Origin of the sequence: Pseudomonas protegens CHA0, assembly GCF_000397205.1 — a bacterium.
Classification (GTDB): Bacteria; Pseudomonadota; Gammaproteobacteria; order Pseudomonadales; family Pseudomonadaceae; genus Aquipseudomonas; species Aquipseudomonas protegens.
In genome coordinates, this window is the sequence record NC_021237.1 from 6010279 (window position 1) to 6024182 (window position 13904).

The 13904-nt window shown below is 62.3% G+C and carries 12 protein-coding genes; 8 read left to right on the forward strand and 4 right to left on the reverse strand.

What is annotated here, in order from left to right; translation table 11 throughout:
- Positions 1-55 precede the first annotated feature (55 nt).
- The 3 genes from amn to PFLCHA0_RS26890 all read right to left on the reverse strand — a co-directional run bounded on the left by amn (position 56) and on the right by PFLCHA0_RS26890 (position 5721).
- On the reverse strand, positions 56-1528 hold the full coding sequence (amn, locus tag PFLCHA0_RS26880) for an AMP nucleosidase (RefSeq protein WP_015637154.1): 1473 nt from the start codon (positions 1526-1528) through the stop codon (positions 56-58).
- Between the two features lie 99 nt (positions 1529-1627).
- Positions 1628-3280, reverse strand: coding sequence for an acyl-CoA dehydrogenase family protein (locus tag PFLCHA0_RS26885; RefSeq protein ID WP_011063643.1), 1653 nt, complete (start codon positions 3278-3280; stop codon positions 1628-1630).
- Between the two features lie 74 nt (positions 3281-3354).
- Positions 3355-5721: a hybrid sensor histidine kinase/response regulator gene (locus PFLCHA0_RS26890; RefSeq protein ID WP_015637155.1), complete on the reverse strand. Its 2367-nt coding sequence runs from the start codon at positions 5719-5721 to the stop codon at positions 3355-3357.
- Positions 5722-6010: 289 nt separating this feature from the next.
- Here PFLCHA0_RS26890 and PFLCHA0_RS26895 point away from each other — a divergent pair, with 289 nt between their 5' ends.
- From PFLCHA0_RS26895 to PFLCHA0_RS26910, 4 genes are all read left to right on the forward strand, one after another.
- Positions 6011-6808, forward strand: a complete 798-nt coding sequence (locus PFLCHA0_RS26895) for a hydroxymethylpyrimidine/phosphomethylpyrimidine kinase (protein ID WP_015637156.1) — start codon at positions 6011-6013, stop codon at positions 6806-6808.
- Between the two features lie 18 nt (positions 6809-6826).
- Positions 6827-7450 (forward strand): thiamine phosphate synthase, encoded by a 624-nt coding sequence (gene thiE / locus PFLCHA0_RS26900; protein ID WP_015637157.1) that lies wholly within the window; start codon positions 6827-6829, stop codon positions 7448-7450.
- A 17-nt stretch (positions 7451-7467) separates the two neighbouring features.
- Positions 7468-8751: a glutamate-1-semialdehyde 2,1-aminomutase gene (gene hemL, locus PFLCHA0_RS26905; RefSeq protein WP_011063647.1), complete on the forward strand. Its 1284-nt coding sequence runs from the start codon at positions 7468-7470 to the stop codon at positions 8749-8751.
- Positions 8752-8969: 218 nt separating this feature from the next.
- Positions 8970-9524 (forward strand): tetratricopeptide repeat protein, encoded by a 555-nt coding sequence (locus tag PFLCHA0_RS26910; protein ID WP_011063648.1) that lies wholly within the window; start codon positions 8970-8972, stop codon positions 9522-9524.
- Between the two features lie 77 nt (positions 9525-9601).
- Here the strand turns inward: PFLCHA0_RS26910 and PFLCHA0_RS26915 are convergent, their stop codons facing one another.
- Positions 9602-9928 (reverse strand): DUF1820 family protein, encoded by a 327-nt coding sequence (locus PFLCHA0_RS26915; RefSeq protein WP_007927079.1) that lies wholly within the window; start codon positions 9926-9928, stop codon positions 9602-9604.
- Between the two features lie 134 nt (positions 9929-10062).
- Between PFLCHA0_RS26915 and miaB the strand changes: the two genes are divergently transcribed.
- From miaB to PFLCHA0_RS26935, 4 genes are all read left to right on the forward strand, one after another.
- Positions 10063-11391 (forward strand): tRNA (N6-isopentenyl adenosine(37)-C2)-methylthiotransferase MiaB, encoded by a 1329-nt coding sequence (gene miaB, locus PFLCHA0_RS26920; RefSeq protein ID WP_011063650.1) that lies wholly within the window; start codon positions 10063-10065, stop codon positions 11389-11391.
- Between the two features lie 113 nt (positions 11392-11504).
- Complete coding sequence (locus PFLCHA0_RS26925) at positions 11505-12524, forward strand: PhoH family protein (RefSeq protein WP_011063651.1); 1020 nt, start codon at positions 11505-11507, stop codon at positions 12522-12524.
- Entirely contained in the window at positions 12517-12975 is a 459-nt protein-coding gene (gene ybeY, locus PFLCHA0_RS26930; protein WP_011063652.1) for an rRNA maturation RNase YbeY, read from the forward strand. The genes PFLCHA0_RS26925 and ybeY overlap by 8 nt, the downstream gene beginning before the upstream one ends.
- A gap of 42 nt (positions 12976-13017) precedes the next feature.
- A complete protein-coding gene (locus PFLCHA0_RS26935; protein ID WP_011063653.1) occupies positions 13018-13857 on the forward strand; it encodes an HlyC/CorC family transporter in 840 nt (279 codons plus the stop codon).
- Positions 13858-13904 lie beyond the last annotated feature (47 nt).

The following is a 13904-nucleotide window of genomic DNA, read 5'->3' on the forward strand; positions in this document are numbered from 1 at the left end:
GATCAGGACCGACAATGCTAGTGGCCTGACCGCCAAATGACCATGGCTTAAACGCTTAGCGGAAAGGCGGCTCGTCGAAGCTGCGCAGTTTGCGCGAGTGCAGGGAGTTGAGCTCGCTGCGCATCAGGTCCACCGCTTCGATACCGATCTTCAGATGCTGGCTGACCGCACGCTCATAAAAGGCGTTGGCCGCGCCCGGCAACTTGATTTCACTGTGCAATGGCTTGTCCGAGACACACAGCAAGGTGCCGTATGGTACTCGCAGGCGATACCCCTGGGCGGCGATGGTGCCGCTTTCCATGTCCACCGCCACGGCCCGGGACAGGTTGATCAGCGGGCGTTCCTCGGCCCAACGCAACTCCCAGTTGCGGTCGTCGTAAGTCAGCACGGTGCCGGTGCGCAGGCGTTTCTTCAGTTGTTCGCCCTTTTCCCCGGTGACATTGGCCGCCGCCTGCTGCAACGCCAGCTGGACTTCGGCCAGGGCCGGAATCGGAATGTTCGGCGGCACCACGCGGTCGAGAATGCCGTCGCGACGCATATAAGCGTGGGCCAGCACGTAGTCGCCAATGGTCTGGGACTGCCGCAGGCCGCCGCAGTGGCCGATCATCAGCCAGCAATGCGGACGCAGCACCGCCAGGTGGTCGGTGATGTTCTTGGCGTTGGACGGGCCGACACCGATATTCACCAGAGTCACACCGTGGCCATCGCTGGCCTGCAAGTGGTAGGCCGGCATCTGGTAGCGGTGCCAGACCACACCGGCGGCGATGGCCGAGGCCTCGCCGTGATCCATGCTTTTCTCGATGATCACGTTGCCCGGCAGGACCATGCGCACAAAGCGCGGATCGCTGCGCAACTGCTCCAGGCCATGAACGATGAACTGGTCCACATAGCGGTGATAGTTGGTCAGCAGGATCCACGGCTGCACATGACGCCAGTCGCTACCGGTGTAGTGCACCAGGCGCCGCAGGGAGAAATCCACTCGCGCGGCATCGAACAGCGCCAGGGGCAGCGGATGGGTATTTTCCCAATCGTAGAGGCCATCGGCGATGCCATCGGTGGCGGCCGACAGGTCGGTACTCGGGAACACCCGCGCCAGCGCCGCAGCGGTCACGCCGGAACCTGCCAGCTCGTCGCCCTGCTCCACGACATAGGGATAAGGAATGTTCTGCTCACTGACGCCCACTTCCACCGTCACGGTGAAGTCGTGCATCAACGGCACCAATTGTTCGAGCAGGTAATTACGGAAGGCTGCAGGATGGGTCACGGTGACACTGTAGGTGCCCGGCAACTGGACCTTGGCATAGGCCCTTGTGGTCTGTGGGACTTCGCCGTGGCAGTGGTAGGTCAGGCGCAACTCAGGGTAGCGAAACAGTGCTCGTTGCTCGGCATCCGGCTCGACCCGGTCCTTGAGATAACGCTTGAGCGCCTGGCTCAGCGCCGTGGTGGCCCGCTCATGCAGGGCGGCAAGCCGGTCCACGGCTTGCTCGGCGGTTTGAACGACAATAAAAGCTTCGGTCACGATAAGCATCCTGTGTTCTGAACTTGCAGGCGTTCATCTTGCCTGCAAGACCGTCCCACGGGAACAGCGTAATCACCGCAGGCGCCGGGAAGCCGGCGCCAGGGAGGGTCAGAAGCCCTGAGGGGAGGAGCGGGCGACAATGGCTGCCACGTCCAGGCCACGCGGCAAGGTGCCGTAGACCCGCCCGCCCTGGCCGCCCAGGCGGCTGGCGATAAAGGCGTCGCTGACCACCTGGTTGCCGGCTTCCAGCAAGAGCTTGGCCTGCAGGCCCAGGGCAATGTCCTCGGTGAGTTGACGAGCACGGTATTGAATGTCGCCGGTGTCCTTGAAGCTCTCCTTCAGCCCGTTGATATGGGCGGCCAGGCGCTTGTCGCCATGGCCATTGCCCAATTCGGCGAACAAGGCGTCCAGCACGCCCGGCTCCTTCGACAAGGCTCGCAGCACATCCAGGCATTGCACGTTGCCGGAGCCTTCCCAGGTGGAGTTCACCGGCGCCTCGCGGTACAGCCGTGGCAGGATGCTGTCCTCGACATAACCGGCACCGCCCATGCACTCCGCCGCCTCGTTGATCATCGCCGGGGCCCGCTTGCAGATCCAGTACTTGCCCACCGCCGTCACCAGCCGGGAAAACTTCGCCTCCTGGGCATCGTCCAGATGATCCAGGGCCCGCCCCATGCGCATGCTCAGGGCCAGGGCCGCTTCGCTTTCCAGGGCCAGGTCGGCCAGCACGTTCTGCATCAGGGGCTGCTCGCTGAGCACCCGCCCGCCCACGGTGCGATGGGCACAGTGATGGCTGGCCTGGGTCAGGGCCTGGCGCATCAGGGAGCTGGAGCCGACCATGCAATCGAAACGGGTCATGGCCACCATCTCGATAATGGTCGGCACGCCGCGGCCTTCCTCGCCAATCATCCAGGCCAGGGCACCGCGGAACTCCACTTCGCTGGAAGCGTTGGAAAGGTTGCCGAGCTTGTTCTTCAGGCGCTGGATATAGAACTGGTTGCGCGTGTCATCGGGACGGTGCCGGGGCAGGAGGAAGCAGGTCAGGCCCTTGTCGGTCTGGGCCAGGGTCAGGAAGGCATCGCACATCGGCGCCGAACAGAACCATTTGTGGCCCACCAGCTCGTACGCCTGCCCGGGGCCGCCAGCCCCCACCGGGTAGGCCCGGGTGGTGTTGGCACGCACATCGGTGCCGCCCTGTTTCTCGGTCATGGCCATGCCGATGGTCAGCCCGGCCTTGTGTTGCATGCCGACATTGCGCGGGTCGTACCGGGTGGCAAGGATCTTGGGCAGCCACTGGTCGGCGATATCCGGTTGCAGCTTCAAGGCCGGTACACAGGCGAAGGTCATGGTCAGCGGGCATCCGCTGCCGGCCTCGGCCTGGCTGTGCAGATAGGTCATGGAGGCGCGGGCAACGTGGGCCCCCGCTTGCGGATCGGTCCAGGGCAGTGAGGTCAGGCCGGCTTCGATCGCCGCCTGCATCAATTGGTGATAGGCGGGATGAAACTCCACCAGATCGATCCGGTGGCCAAAGCGGTCGTGGCTGGAAAATACCGGTTTGTTCTGATTGGCCAGGAACCCCGCCTCCATCAACGGACCACCGGCCAGGGCGCCATAGGCGTCGACCCGCGACTCGGCCCAACCGGCATCGAAACGGCGCATCCATTGCTGCAGCGGCAGGTCGATCCGATAGAGATTGGCGCCGTCCAAAGCTGGCGGCTGGTTGGTGACTTCGTGGGTTTCAGCGAACTGGTGGAGGTTCATCGCGGGGCTCCTTCAGGGTGTGCCAAGACCCCAGTTAAGCACCGCCCCCACCCCGAACAAAGTGGCATACCTGCCTAAATGTCGGCGCTTTCGCCCTGTTCCACAGAGAGCACATATCTCGACAATGCCGTTTGCAAGGCCTCGAACTTCACCGGTTTAGCCAGATAGTCGGAGCCAGCCCCCGCCGGGCAGCCCTCTTTGCCGGGCATGCAGGCCAGCAGGATGGGCAATTGGGAGTAGCCGGGCAGCGCCTGGGCCTGCAAGCGAAACGCCCCCAGTTGCGCCGTGGACATCTCGCCATCGATCAACACCGCACTGACCAGCTCACGCCCGAGCAATTGCAGGGCATCAGTAGGGCTACCGGCGGTGCGCACCTGGTAGCCCAGCTTGAGCAGCATGCCCCTGACCACCAACTGATTGACGTCGTTGTCGTCCACCAGCAGCACGGTGCAGTCCCGGGGCAAGCGTCGCGCCACTGCCGCCGGCGAGCGCGGGGCGGGTTCCTGGGCGTCGAACTCCACCAGCAGGCGGAAACAACTGCCCCGGCCTGGCGTGGATTCGTGGGTCAATTGCCCGCCCAGCAACTCCACCAACTGCCGACAGATCGCCAGGCCGATACCCAGCCCGCCATATTCACGGGTCATGGAACCATCGAGCTGGAAGAAACGCTGATACAGGGTCGCTTCATCCAGGTTGACGAAGCCAATACCGCTGTCGATCACCTCGAAACTCAGGCTGACCCGCTGCGCCGACACGGAACGCGTGAGCACCCGCAGCACCACGCTGCCCGAAGGGGTGAACTTGATGGCATTGTCCAGCAGGCACTCCAGACAATGGCTGAGTTTGCAGCGGTCGCCCTGCAAGCGATCGGGCAGCCCGGCGCTCAAGTCGATCTGGAAAGCCAGCGACTTGGCGGCGGCACTGGCGCCGTATTGGGTCTGCAGTGTCGTCAGCAGGGAGCGCAGGCTGAACGGCTGACGCTGGGCGCTGAGCTTGCCGGCCTGCAGCTCGGTCAGGGTCAGAATGCCGTTGACCATGCGCATCATGTCCCGCGCCGAGCCGGCCGCTGTCTGCTGGTATTGCTCCAGCTCCGGATCCAGTTCCAGGGTCTGCATCAGTTCCAGGGAGCCGATGACGCCGTTCATCGGGGTCCGCAGCTCATGGGTCAGGGTGGCCAGGAATTCGTCCTTGAGCCGGTTGCTGTGGGCCAGTTGCTGGTTCAACACTTCAAGCTTCTGCCCGGCTTCGAGCAGTGTCTGGGCCTGTTGCTCACGCATGGCATTGATGCGATCGGCCAGGGCCAGGGACAGCAACGCCACTTCGATCGCCGAGCCGATCTGGCTGGCGTACATGGTCAGGAACACATTCGGCAGGTAACCCAGCACCATCAAGGTGTTGATCACCCCTCCAAACAAAAAGGCCGACCAGGCGATGATGAAATAGCGTGCCACGCGCAGGCCTCGACACCAGGCGACAATCCCGGCCACGTAGATCACCACGGTGAACACCAGGGCCAGGGTGGTGGCCAGGCGCAATGCCAGGGCATAACTGGTCATCAGTGAAAGCGCCATGACCAGCGCGCCAAAGGCCATCAAGGCCAGTAGCACACGGTCGACCCAGGGGCTGTGGCGGGAAGTCTGCAGGAAGCTGCGGGCGAACTGGCTGCCGAACAAACCTGCCGAACCGATGAAGAACGGTGTCGCGGCATTGGCCCACCAGGGGCTGTCGGGCCAGAAGTACTCCACTGCGGCGCCGTTGACCGACAGCTGATAGAGACCGAAGGAAGCGATATAGACGATGTAGTAGAGGTAGCTGGTGTCCCGCACGCTGAGGTAGATGAACAGGTTGTACACCAGCATCCCCAGCAGCACGCCGTAAATCAGCCCGAGCACATACAACCGCACCGGCTGGGCTTCCAGGTAAGCACTGCTGGACCACAGGCTCACCGGCGCCTGGATCGAGCCTTCACTGGCCAGCCGCAGGTAGACGGTCTTGTGCTCGTGGGGAGAAAAATTCAGGTTGAACAGGTAGTTGTTCTGGCGAATCTCTCGACTGTCGAAGGGCAAGGCATCCCCGGTACGACCCGCCAGGCGATAACCACCAGACTCGTCAGGGACGTACAGTTCAAGGTGGTCCAGAGGCGGATAGGCCAACTCCAGCAACCAGCTGCGTTGTGCGCTCGGGTTGGCGGGGCGATAGTCGAGGTCGATCTTCAGCCAGAACGCCGAGCGCGAATAACCGGCGTTGAGGGTGTCTTTGTCGTGGGGTCTGAATTGTTCAGCCAGAGGCCCCGAGCTGACATCGGCAATGGTCGCCTCACCCCCCGCGTCTTCGAGTACTTGCATCACTCGGCCCAAGGGCAGGCGTTGGGTGAACTCGTCGAACTCGGCGGCGCCAGCCAGCATCGGCAAGCTCAACAGCAACATCAGCAAATAGTGCATAAAGCCCCAGCGTGGCTTGTCCGGTGGTGTCAGGAAGTCCCCCATTTCCCTTGAGCAGACGTAGAACCGGCATGACCTGTTATTGATTTGAATCCACTCTAGCATAGCCGCTGATGGCCATTGAACACCATTGTAAGTTTTAGTCTAAAGGCTCTAGAACGGGGCTTTCAGCGCAATCCAGCGGGCTAGAGCTGTTGCTTCGGTCAAGTGGGCTGGCCGGCGCCAGATCGCCCCTCTCTTATATGTCGAGCGCCGCGAAAAAAAACGTTTGGTGGTAAGCTCGCCGCCCATGAATATCTACAGCTCTCGCCCCGTTGTCCTCTGTCTCTCCGGCCACGACCCCAGTGGTGGCGCCGGCCTGCAGGCAGATATCGAAGCCCTGCTGGCTCAGGGTTGTCATGCAGCTCCGGCTGTCACCGCGTTGACCGTGCAGGACACGGTCAATGTCAGCGACTTCCGCGTCCTGGATCGCGAGTGGGTATTGGCCCAGGCCAATGCGGTGCTCAACGACTCCACGGTAGCGGCGGTCAAGCTGGGCATGCTCGGTTCCCTGGAAATGGTCGACACCGTGGTCGAGCTGCTCCAGGCCCACCCGCACCTGCCAGTGGTCTGCGATCCGGTGTTGCGCGCCGGCGGCGGTGGCCGGCTGGGCAAGGATGAAGTCGGCTACGCCATGCGCGAGCGCCTCCTGCCCCTGGCAACCATTGCCACCCCCAACCTTCCCGAAGCCCGAATTCTCGCGGAACTGCCTGAAGGCAGCGCCGACCAATGCGCCGAAAAACTCCTGCCCTTCGTCAAGCATTTGCTGATCACCGGCGGCCACGGCGATGAACACGAAGTCCACAATCGCCTGTACAGCCGTGACGGCCTGCGCAAAACCTATACCTGCCAGCGCTTGCCGGGCAGCTACCACGGCTCCGGCTGCACCCTGGCCAGCGCACTGGCCGGCCGCCTGGCCCAAGGTGAACACCTGGCCAGTGCGGTGAAGTCCGCCCTGGATTACACCTGGCGCACCCTGCGCGATGCCGAACAGCTTGGCCGTGGCCAGTTCGTTCCGCGCCGCTTGCCGCTGGATTTCTGCTCGTAATGTCATGAGGCCTGCTCAATGAAACTACGTGGTCTGTACGCCATCACCGACAGCCAACTGTTGGCCGGCAAGTTTCTGAAGTACGTGGAGGCGGCGCTGGAAGGCGGTGTCACGCTGTTGCAGTACCGCGACAAAAGCGACGACCAGGCCCGCCGACTGCGGGAGGCCGAAACCCTGCTGGCCTTGTGCGAGCGCTACAAGACCCGTTTGATCATCAACGATGATGCCGAGCTGGCGGCGCGTATCGGTGCCGGCGTGCACCTGGGCCAGACTGATGGCCCATTGACCCCGGCCCGAGCCTTGCTGGGCCGCCAGGCGATCATCGGTGCCACCTGCCACAGCCAGTTGCCACTGGCCGAGCAAGCCGCCAAGGATGGCGCCAGCTATGTCGCCTTCGGCCGTTTCTTCAATTCCACCACCAAACCCGGCGCGCCTGCGGCCAGCCTGGAGCTGCTGGACCAGGCCCGGGCCAGCCTGCACCTGCCGATCTGCGTGATCGGCGGCATCACCCTGGACAACGCCGCGCCACTGGTGAACCACGGCGCCGACCTGCTGGCGGTGGTCCACGGCCTGTTCGGCGCCGAGAGCGCCGAAGAAGTGACCCGCCGCGCCCGCGCCTTCAACGCCCTATTCAACAGCTGATTTTTGAGAGCCCGATCATGTCTCGTTCCGAAACCCTGTTTGCCAACGCCCAGAAACACATCCCGGGTGGCGTCAATTCGCCTGTCCGCGCCTTCAAGAGCGTGGGCGGCACCCCGCTGTTCTTCAAACACGCAGAAGGTGCCTACGTCACCGACGAAGACGACAAGCGCTATGTCGACTACGTTGGCTCCTGGGGCCCGATGATTCTTGGCCACAGCCACCCTGATGTCCTGGACGCCGTGCGCAAGCAACTGGAACACGGCCTGTCCTACGGCGCACCGACCGCCATGGAAACCGAAATGGCCGACCTGGTGTGCTCCATCGTGCCATCCATGGAAATGGTGCGCATGGTCAGTTCGGGCACCGAAGCCACCATGAGTGCCATTCGCCTGGCCCGTGGCTTCACCGGCCGGGACAGCATCATCAAGTTCGAAGGCTGCTACCACGGCCACTCCGACAGCCTGCTGGTGAAGGCTGGCTCCGGCGCCCTGACCCAAGGCGTGCCGAGCTCCGCCGGTGTGCCCGCGGCTTTCGCCAAGCACACCCTGACCCTGCCCTTCAACGACATTGCGGCGGTGGAAAAAATGCTCGCCGAAGTAGGCCAGGAAGTGGCCTGCATCATCGTTGAACCAGTGGCCGGCAACATGAACTGCGTACCCCCGGCACCGGGTTTCCTCGAAGGCCTGCGTCGCCTCTGCGATCAGCACGGCGTAGTGCTGATCTTCGACGAAGTGATGACCGGTTTCCGTGTTGCCCTCGGTGGCGCTCAGGCCCATTACGGCGTGACACCCGACCTGTCGACCTTCGGCAAGATCATCGGCGGCGGCATGCCGGTAGGCTGCTTCGGCGGCAAGCGCAAGATCATGGAGCACATCGCGCCCCTGGGCCCGGTCTACCAGGCCGGCACCCTGTCCGGCAACCCGCTGGCCATGGCCGCAGGCCTCACCACTCTGCGCCTGATCAGCCGCCCGGGCTTCCACGCCGAACTGAGCGACTACACCAGCCGTCTGCTCGAAGGCCTGCAACAACGCGCCGATGCAGCAGGCATTCCGTTCGTCACCACCCAGGCTGGCGGCATGTTCGGCCTGTACTTCAGCGGTGCCGATGACATCGTCACCTTCGACGATGTGATGGCCAGCGACGCCAACCTGTTCAAGCGCTTCTTCCACCTGATGCTGGAAGGCGGCGTATACCTGGCGCCGAGTGCCTTCGAAGCGGGCTTCACCTCCATCGCCCACGGCGAGGCCGAGTTGCAGCTGACGCTGGATGCGGCAGAGCGGGCATTCGCCGCCCTGAAGTAAGCGCTGGACGGCGGGCGTGTGAAACATCACGCCCGTTGTAGTCTTTACTTGAATTTTCTGCAGTGAAACCTGCAAATGCTGATGAATCCTTGGGATATAGCGCCCACGCAGCAGAAAAACGAGTAAAGACTTTGTAAGGTGGGCCCTGCTTATTTCATAATGCGCGCTTATTGGGCCCCACGCTGGGCCCCGCGCCCCTCAGAGGTAAGTCGATTCCCATGAACCGCACCGGCCGCGCCCTGACACTGGGCTGCCTGTTGCTCCTTCAGCCCCTGCTCGCGCATGCACAAGCAGGTGGCAACTCGTTGTTGATCCCGGCGCTGGGTCGCTGCACCCTCGATCCCCAGGCTCAGGACCAGGCCGAGGCCCTCACCGCCTGCCAGAAGGCCGCCGACGAGGGGGATGCCGAGGCGCAATACGAGTTGGGTGAGTTCTACTACGAGGGCAAAGGTGCGCCGCAAGATTTCAATCAAGCCCTGAGCTACTTCGAAAAGGCCTCCTTGCAAGGCCATGCCCAGGCGCAATTCAAGCTGGGCACCATGTTCTTCCACGGTGAAGGCGTGCCGGCCAATAACGTGCAGGCTTACATCGTGCTGAAGATGGCTGCGGTCAATGGCGCCGAAGACGCCCTGGACACCGCCGACGAAGTCGCCGAGCACATGCAGCGCGACGAACTGGAAGTTGCGACCCAGGTACTGGGACAGATTTTCCGCAAATACCTGATGGAACTGCAGAGCGCCGATGGGCGTTCACCCTTCTCGCCCCTGCCGTAGGCATTTGCGCCTCAGTCGCCGGTGAGCCGGCTTCCACACAGACAACCGCCCTCCCGGAAAGACGGAATCGGCCAGGCTTACTTTTCCGGCATCGGCATCGGGAACGGCATGACATTGCTCACCCCGCGGGCCTCGCTGATCTTCGGCGTACCCAGGCGCTCGACTTCATCGATGCGCACGATCGAATGCATCGGCACAAAGCTGCGCACTACACCTTCGAACTGGGCCTTGAGCTTCTCCTCGCTCGGGTCAACGACCACTTGCGTGCGCTCGCCAAAGACGAACTCTTCCACTTCCAGGAAACCCCACAGATCACTCTGATAGATCTGCTTGGCGTACATTTCGAACACCTGGCCCTGGTTGAGGAAAATCACCTTGTAGATTGGAGCTTCACGTTTGGTCATGGCGGGCGGGTAACACATCGGGGGACAAAAATAGGGCGCGAACTATAGCATAGCTACCCGATGCACAACCCTAGGAACCTGTGGGCATGGCCCCTATAATGCGCGGTTCTTTGAATCACGTGATGATCCCGTCCATGGCCAAGAAGCTTTACATCGAAACCCACGGTTGCCAGATGAACGAGTACGACAGCTCGCGCATGGTGGACCTGCTGGGCGAACATCAGGCCCTGGAAGTCACCGCACGCGCCGAAGATGCGGACGTCATCCTGCTCAACACCTGCTCCATTCGCGAACGCGCCCAGGACCGGGTGTACTCCCAGCTCGGGCGCTGGCGTGAGCTCAAGCTGGCCAATCCGGACATGGTGATCGCCGTAGGCGGTTGCGTGGCCAGCCAGGAGGGCGCGGCCATCCGCGACCGCGCCCCCTATGTAGACGTGGTCTTCGGCCCGCAGACCCTGCACCGCCTGCCGGAAATGATCGACGTCGCGCGCATCACCAAATTGCCGCAGGTCGACGTCTCGTTCCCGGAAATCGAAAAGTTCGACCACCTGCCCGAGCCCCGGATCGATGGCCCGAGCGCCTATGTCTCGGTGATGGAAGGCTGCAGCAAGTACTGCACCTTCTGCGTCGTGCCCTACACCCGCGGCGAAGAAGTCAGCCGGCCCTTCGACGATGTGATCGCCGAGATCATCCACCTGGCGGAAAACGGCGTCCGCGAGGTGACCCTGCTGGGACAGAACGTCAACGGCTATCGCGGCCAAACCCACGACGGGCGCATGGCCGACCTGGCCGAATTGATTCGTGTGGTTGCCGCGATCGATGGCATCGAGCGAATTCGCTACACCACCTCACATCCACTGGAGTTCTCCGACAGCCTGATCCAGGCGCATGCCGAAGTACCAGAACTGGTGAAGCACCTGCACCTGCCGGTGCAATCCGGCTCGGACCGGATCCTCGCGGCCATGAAGCGCAATCACACCGCCCTGGAGTACAAGTCCAAGCTGCGCAAGCTCAGGGCGGCTGTTCCGGGAATCTGCATCAGTTCGGACTTTATCGTCGGCTTCCCAGGCGAGACGGAGAAGGATTTCCAGCAGACCATGAAACTGATCGAAGACGTCGGTTTCGACTTCTCCTACTCCTTCGTCTACAGCCAACGGCCGGGAACACCGGCCGCCGACCTAGCCGACGAAACACCGGAGGCGGTGAAAAAGGAACGGCTCAACGCCTTGCAGCACCGCCTCAACCAGCAAGGTTTTGAAATCAGCCGACAAATGGTCGGCTCTACCCAGCGCATCCTGGTGACCGACTACTCGAAGAAAGACCCGGGCGAACTGCAGGGACGGACCGAGAACAACCGCATCGTCAACTTCCGCTGTGACAATCCCACACTGATCGGCCAGTTCGCCGACGTGTACATCGACTCGGCGCAGCCTCACTCGCTGCGCGGCTCCCTGCTGCAATAACCTGGCAGGGAAAAGCCCCAGCAGCCCTTGCTCCGCATAAGAGCTTTCGCACCCAGGCTGCTGGCGTTATCCTTGAATTCATCTTAATTGCCGTTGGGCGGCTAAAAACGACCTTGAACGCACCCATAGAACCTCATCGTTTCATCCTCGAGCCCTTCGAGGCTCGCCGCTTCGCCAATCTGTGCGGGCAATTCGACGAGCATCTGCGCTTGATCGAACAGCGCCTGACGATCGAGATCCGCAACCGCGGCAATCAGTTCGAACTGATCGGCGAACCCAAGCAAACCACCTCCGCGGAAAACCTTCTGCGCCGTCTCTACCGGGAAACCAAGGGCACCGAGCTGTCGCCGGACCTGGTCCACCTGTTCTTGCAGGAGTCTGCCGTGCAAGAGCTGGACAACCCTTCGGTAGCCGATGCCGCCGTGGCCCTGCGCACCAAGAAAGGCATGATTCGCCCCCGCGGCCTGAATCAGCAGCGCTACGTCAAAGAGATCCTCGGCAACGACATCAACTTCGGCATTGGCCCGGCCGGTACCGGCAAGACCTACCTGGCCGTGGCCTGCGCCGTGGACGCCCTGGAACGCGAGCAGGTGCGACGCATCCTGCTGGTGCGCCCGGCGGTAGAAGCCGGCGAAAAGCTCGGTTTCCTGCCCGGCGACCTGGCCCAAAAGATCGACCCCTACCTGCGCCCGCTGTACGACGCCCTGTATGAAATGCTCGGCTTCGAACACGTGGCCAAGCTCATCGAACGCCAGGTCATCGAGATCGCGCCCCTGGCCTACATGCGCGGCCGCACCTTGAACAACAGCTTCATCATCCTCGATGAGAGCCAGAACACCACCGTGGAACAGATGAAGATGTTCCTGACACGGATCGGTTTCGGCTCCACTGCGGTGATCACCGGCGACATCACCCAGGTCGACCTGCCCAAGGGCACCAAGTCCGGCCTGGCCCATGTGATCAACGTGCTCAAGGATGTGCCTGGTATCAGCTTCACTCACTTCATGCCCAAGGACGTGGTGCGCCATCCGCTGGTGCAACGCATCGTCGAAGCCTACGAGCGCTTCGAACTGCACGCTGCCGACGAGGCCGCCAAGGCTGCAGCAGACCGAGGCAACCGCCACGATGCTTGAGCTTGACCTGCAGCGCGCCAGCCAACAGCCGGCCCCCAGCGATGAACAGTTCCGCCAGTGGTGCGAGCTGGCCCTGCGCCAGCGCACCGCCGATTCGGAACTGACCATCCGCCTGGTGGACGAAGCAGAAGGGCGTGAGCTGAACCACACCTGGCGTCATAAGGATTACGCCACCAATGTGCTGTCATTTCCTGCCGATGTACCGGATGAGCTGCTGGATATCCCATTGCTGGGGGACCTGGTGATCTGCATTGCGGTGGTCGAGCGCGAAGCGGCTGAACAAGGCAAGGAACTTCAGGCCCACTGGGCCCATCTGGTGATTCACGGCTGCTTGCATCTGTTGGGCTACGACCATATAGATGACGACGAAGCCGAAGAAATGGAAGCGCTGGAACGAACGTTGCTTGCAGAACTGGGCCATCCGGACCCTTATGCAGACGACGAAAGCTGATCAACAACCCCCTGTAACAACCAAGGATTCAGAGCAATCGCTATGAGCGAAGATCGATCGAGCAACGGGCAAAAGTCATGGCTGGGCAAACTGACCCAGGCTTTTGCCCATGAGCCGAAAAACCGCCAGGAGCTGCTGGAGCTGCTGCGCGAAGCCCATCAGAACAAGTTGCTGGACAGCGAAGCGCTGGCCATCGTCGAAGGCGCCATCCAGGTCGCTGACCTGCAAGTCCGGGACATCATGGTTCCGCGCTCGCAAATGATCAGCATCAAGGCGACCCAGACCCCTCGGGAGTTCCTGCCCGCAGTCATCGATTCGGCGCACTCGCGCTACCCGGTGATCGGCGAAAGCCATGACGACGTGATGGGCGTCCTGCTGGCCAAGGACCTGCTGCCGCTGATCCTCAAGGAGAACGGTGACAGCTTCAACATCAAGGACCTGCTGCGCCCGGCGACCTTCGTCCCCGAGTCCAAGCGCCTGAACGTGCTGCTGCGCGAGTTCCGCGCCAACCACAATCACATGGCCATCGTCATCGACGAGTACGGCGGCGTGGCGGGCCTGGTGACCATCGAAGACGTGCTGGAACAGATCGTCGGCGACATCGAGGACGAGCATGACGTCGAGGAAGACAGCTACATCAAGCCACTGCCCAGCGGCGACTTCCTGATCAAGGCGCTGACGCCCATCGAGAACTTCAACGAGTTTTTCGACAGCGACTTTTCCGACGACGAATTCGACACCGTAGGCGGCCTGGTCATGAGTGCGTTCGGCCACTTGCCAAAACGCAACGAAATCACTGAAATCGGCGCCTATCGCTTCCGCGTGCTCAACGCCGACAGCCGGCGGATTCATCTGCTGCGCCTGACCCCCATTTCCCGCTGAGGAAACGGGTCATCTGCCCTCCCCCGCACCGCGATATCGTCTTGAGG

Bases quoted from the DNA above. Each gene is read 5' to 3' on its own strand.
- PFLCHA0_RS26890 (WP_015637155.1), bottom strand. From the start codon at position 5,721: ATGCACTATTTGCTGATGTTGCTGTTGAGCTTGCCGATGCTGGCTGGC.
- miaB (WP_011063650.1), top strand. From the start codon at position 10,063: ATGGCCAAGAAGCTTTACATCGAAACCCACGGTTGCCAGATGAACGAG.
- amn (WP_015637154.1), bottom strand. From the start codon at position 1,528: ATGCTTATCGTGACCGAAGCTTTTATTGTCGTTCAAACCGCCGAGCAA.
- PFLCHA0_RS26935 (WP_011063653.1), top strand. From the start codon at position 13,018: ATGAGCGAAGATCGATCGAGCAACGGGCAAAAGTCATGGCTGGGCAAA.
- hemL (WP_011063647.1), top strand. From the start codon at position 7,468: ATGTCTCGTTCCGAAACCCTGTTTGCCAACGCCCAGAAACACATCCCG.
- PFLCHA0_RS26895 (WP_015637156.1), top strand. From the start codon at position 6,011: ATGAATATCTACAGCTCTCGCCCCGTTGTCCTCTGTCTCTCCGGCCAC.
- PFLCHA0_RS26885 (WP_011063643.1), bottom strand. From the start codon at position 3,280: ATGAACCTCCACCAGTTCGCTGAAACCCACGAAGTCACCAACCAGCCG.
- ybeY (WP_011063652.1), top strand. From the start codon at position 12,517: ATGCTTGAGCTTGACCTGCAGCGCGCCAGCCAACAGCCGGCCCCCAGC.
- thiE (WP_015637157.1), top strand. From the start codon at position 6,827: ATGAAACTACGTGGTCTGTACGCCATCACCGACAGCCAACTGTTGGCC.
- PFLCHA0_RS26910 (WP_011063648.1), top strand. From the start codon at position 8,970: ATGAACCGCACCGGCCGCGCCCTGACACTGGGCTGCCTGTTGCTCCTT.
- PFLCHA0_RS26915 (WP_007927079.1), bottom strand. From the start codon at position 9,928: ATGACCAAACGTGAAGCTCCAATCTACAAGGTGATTTTCCTCAACCAG.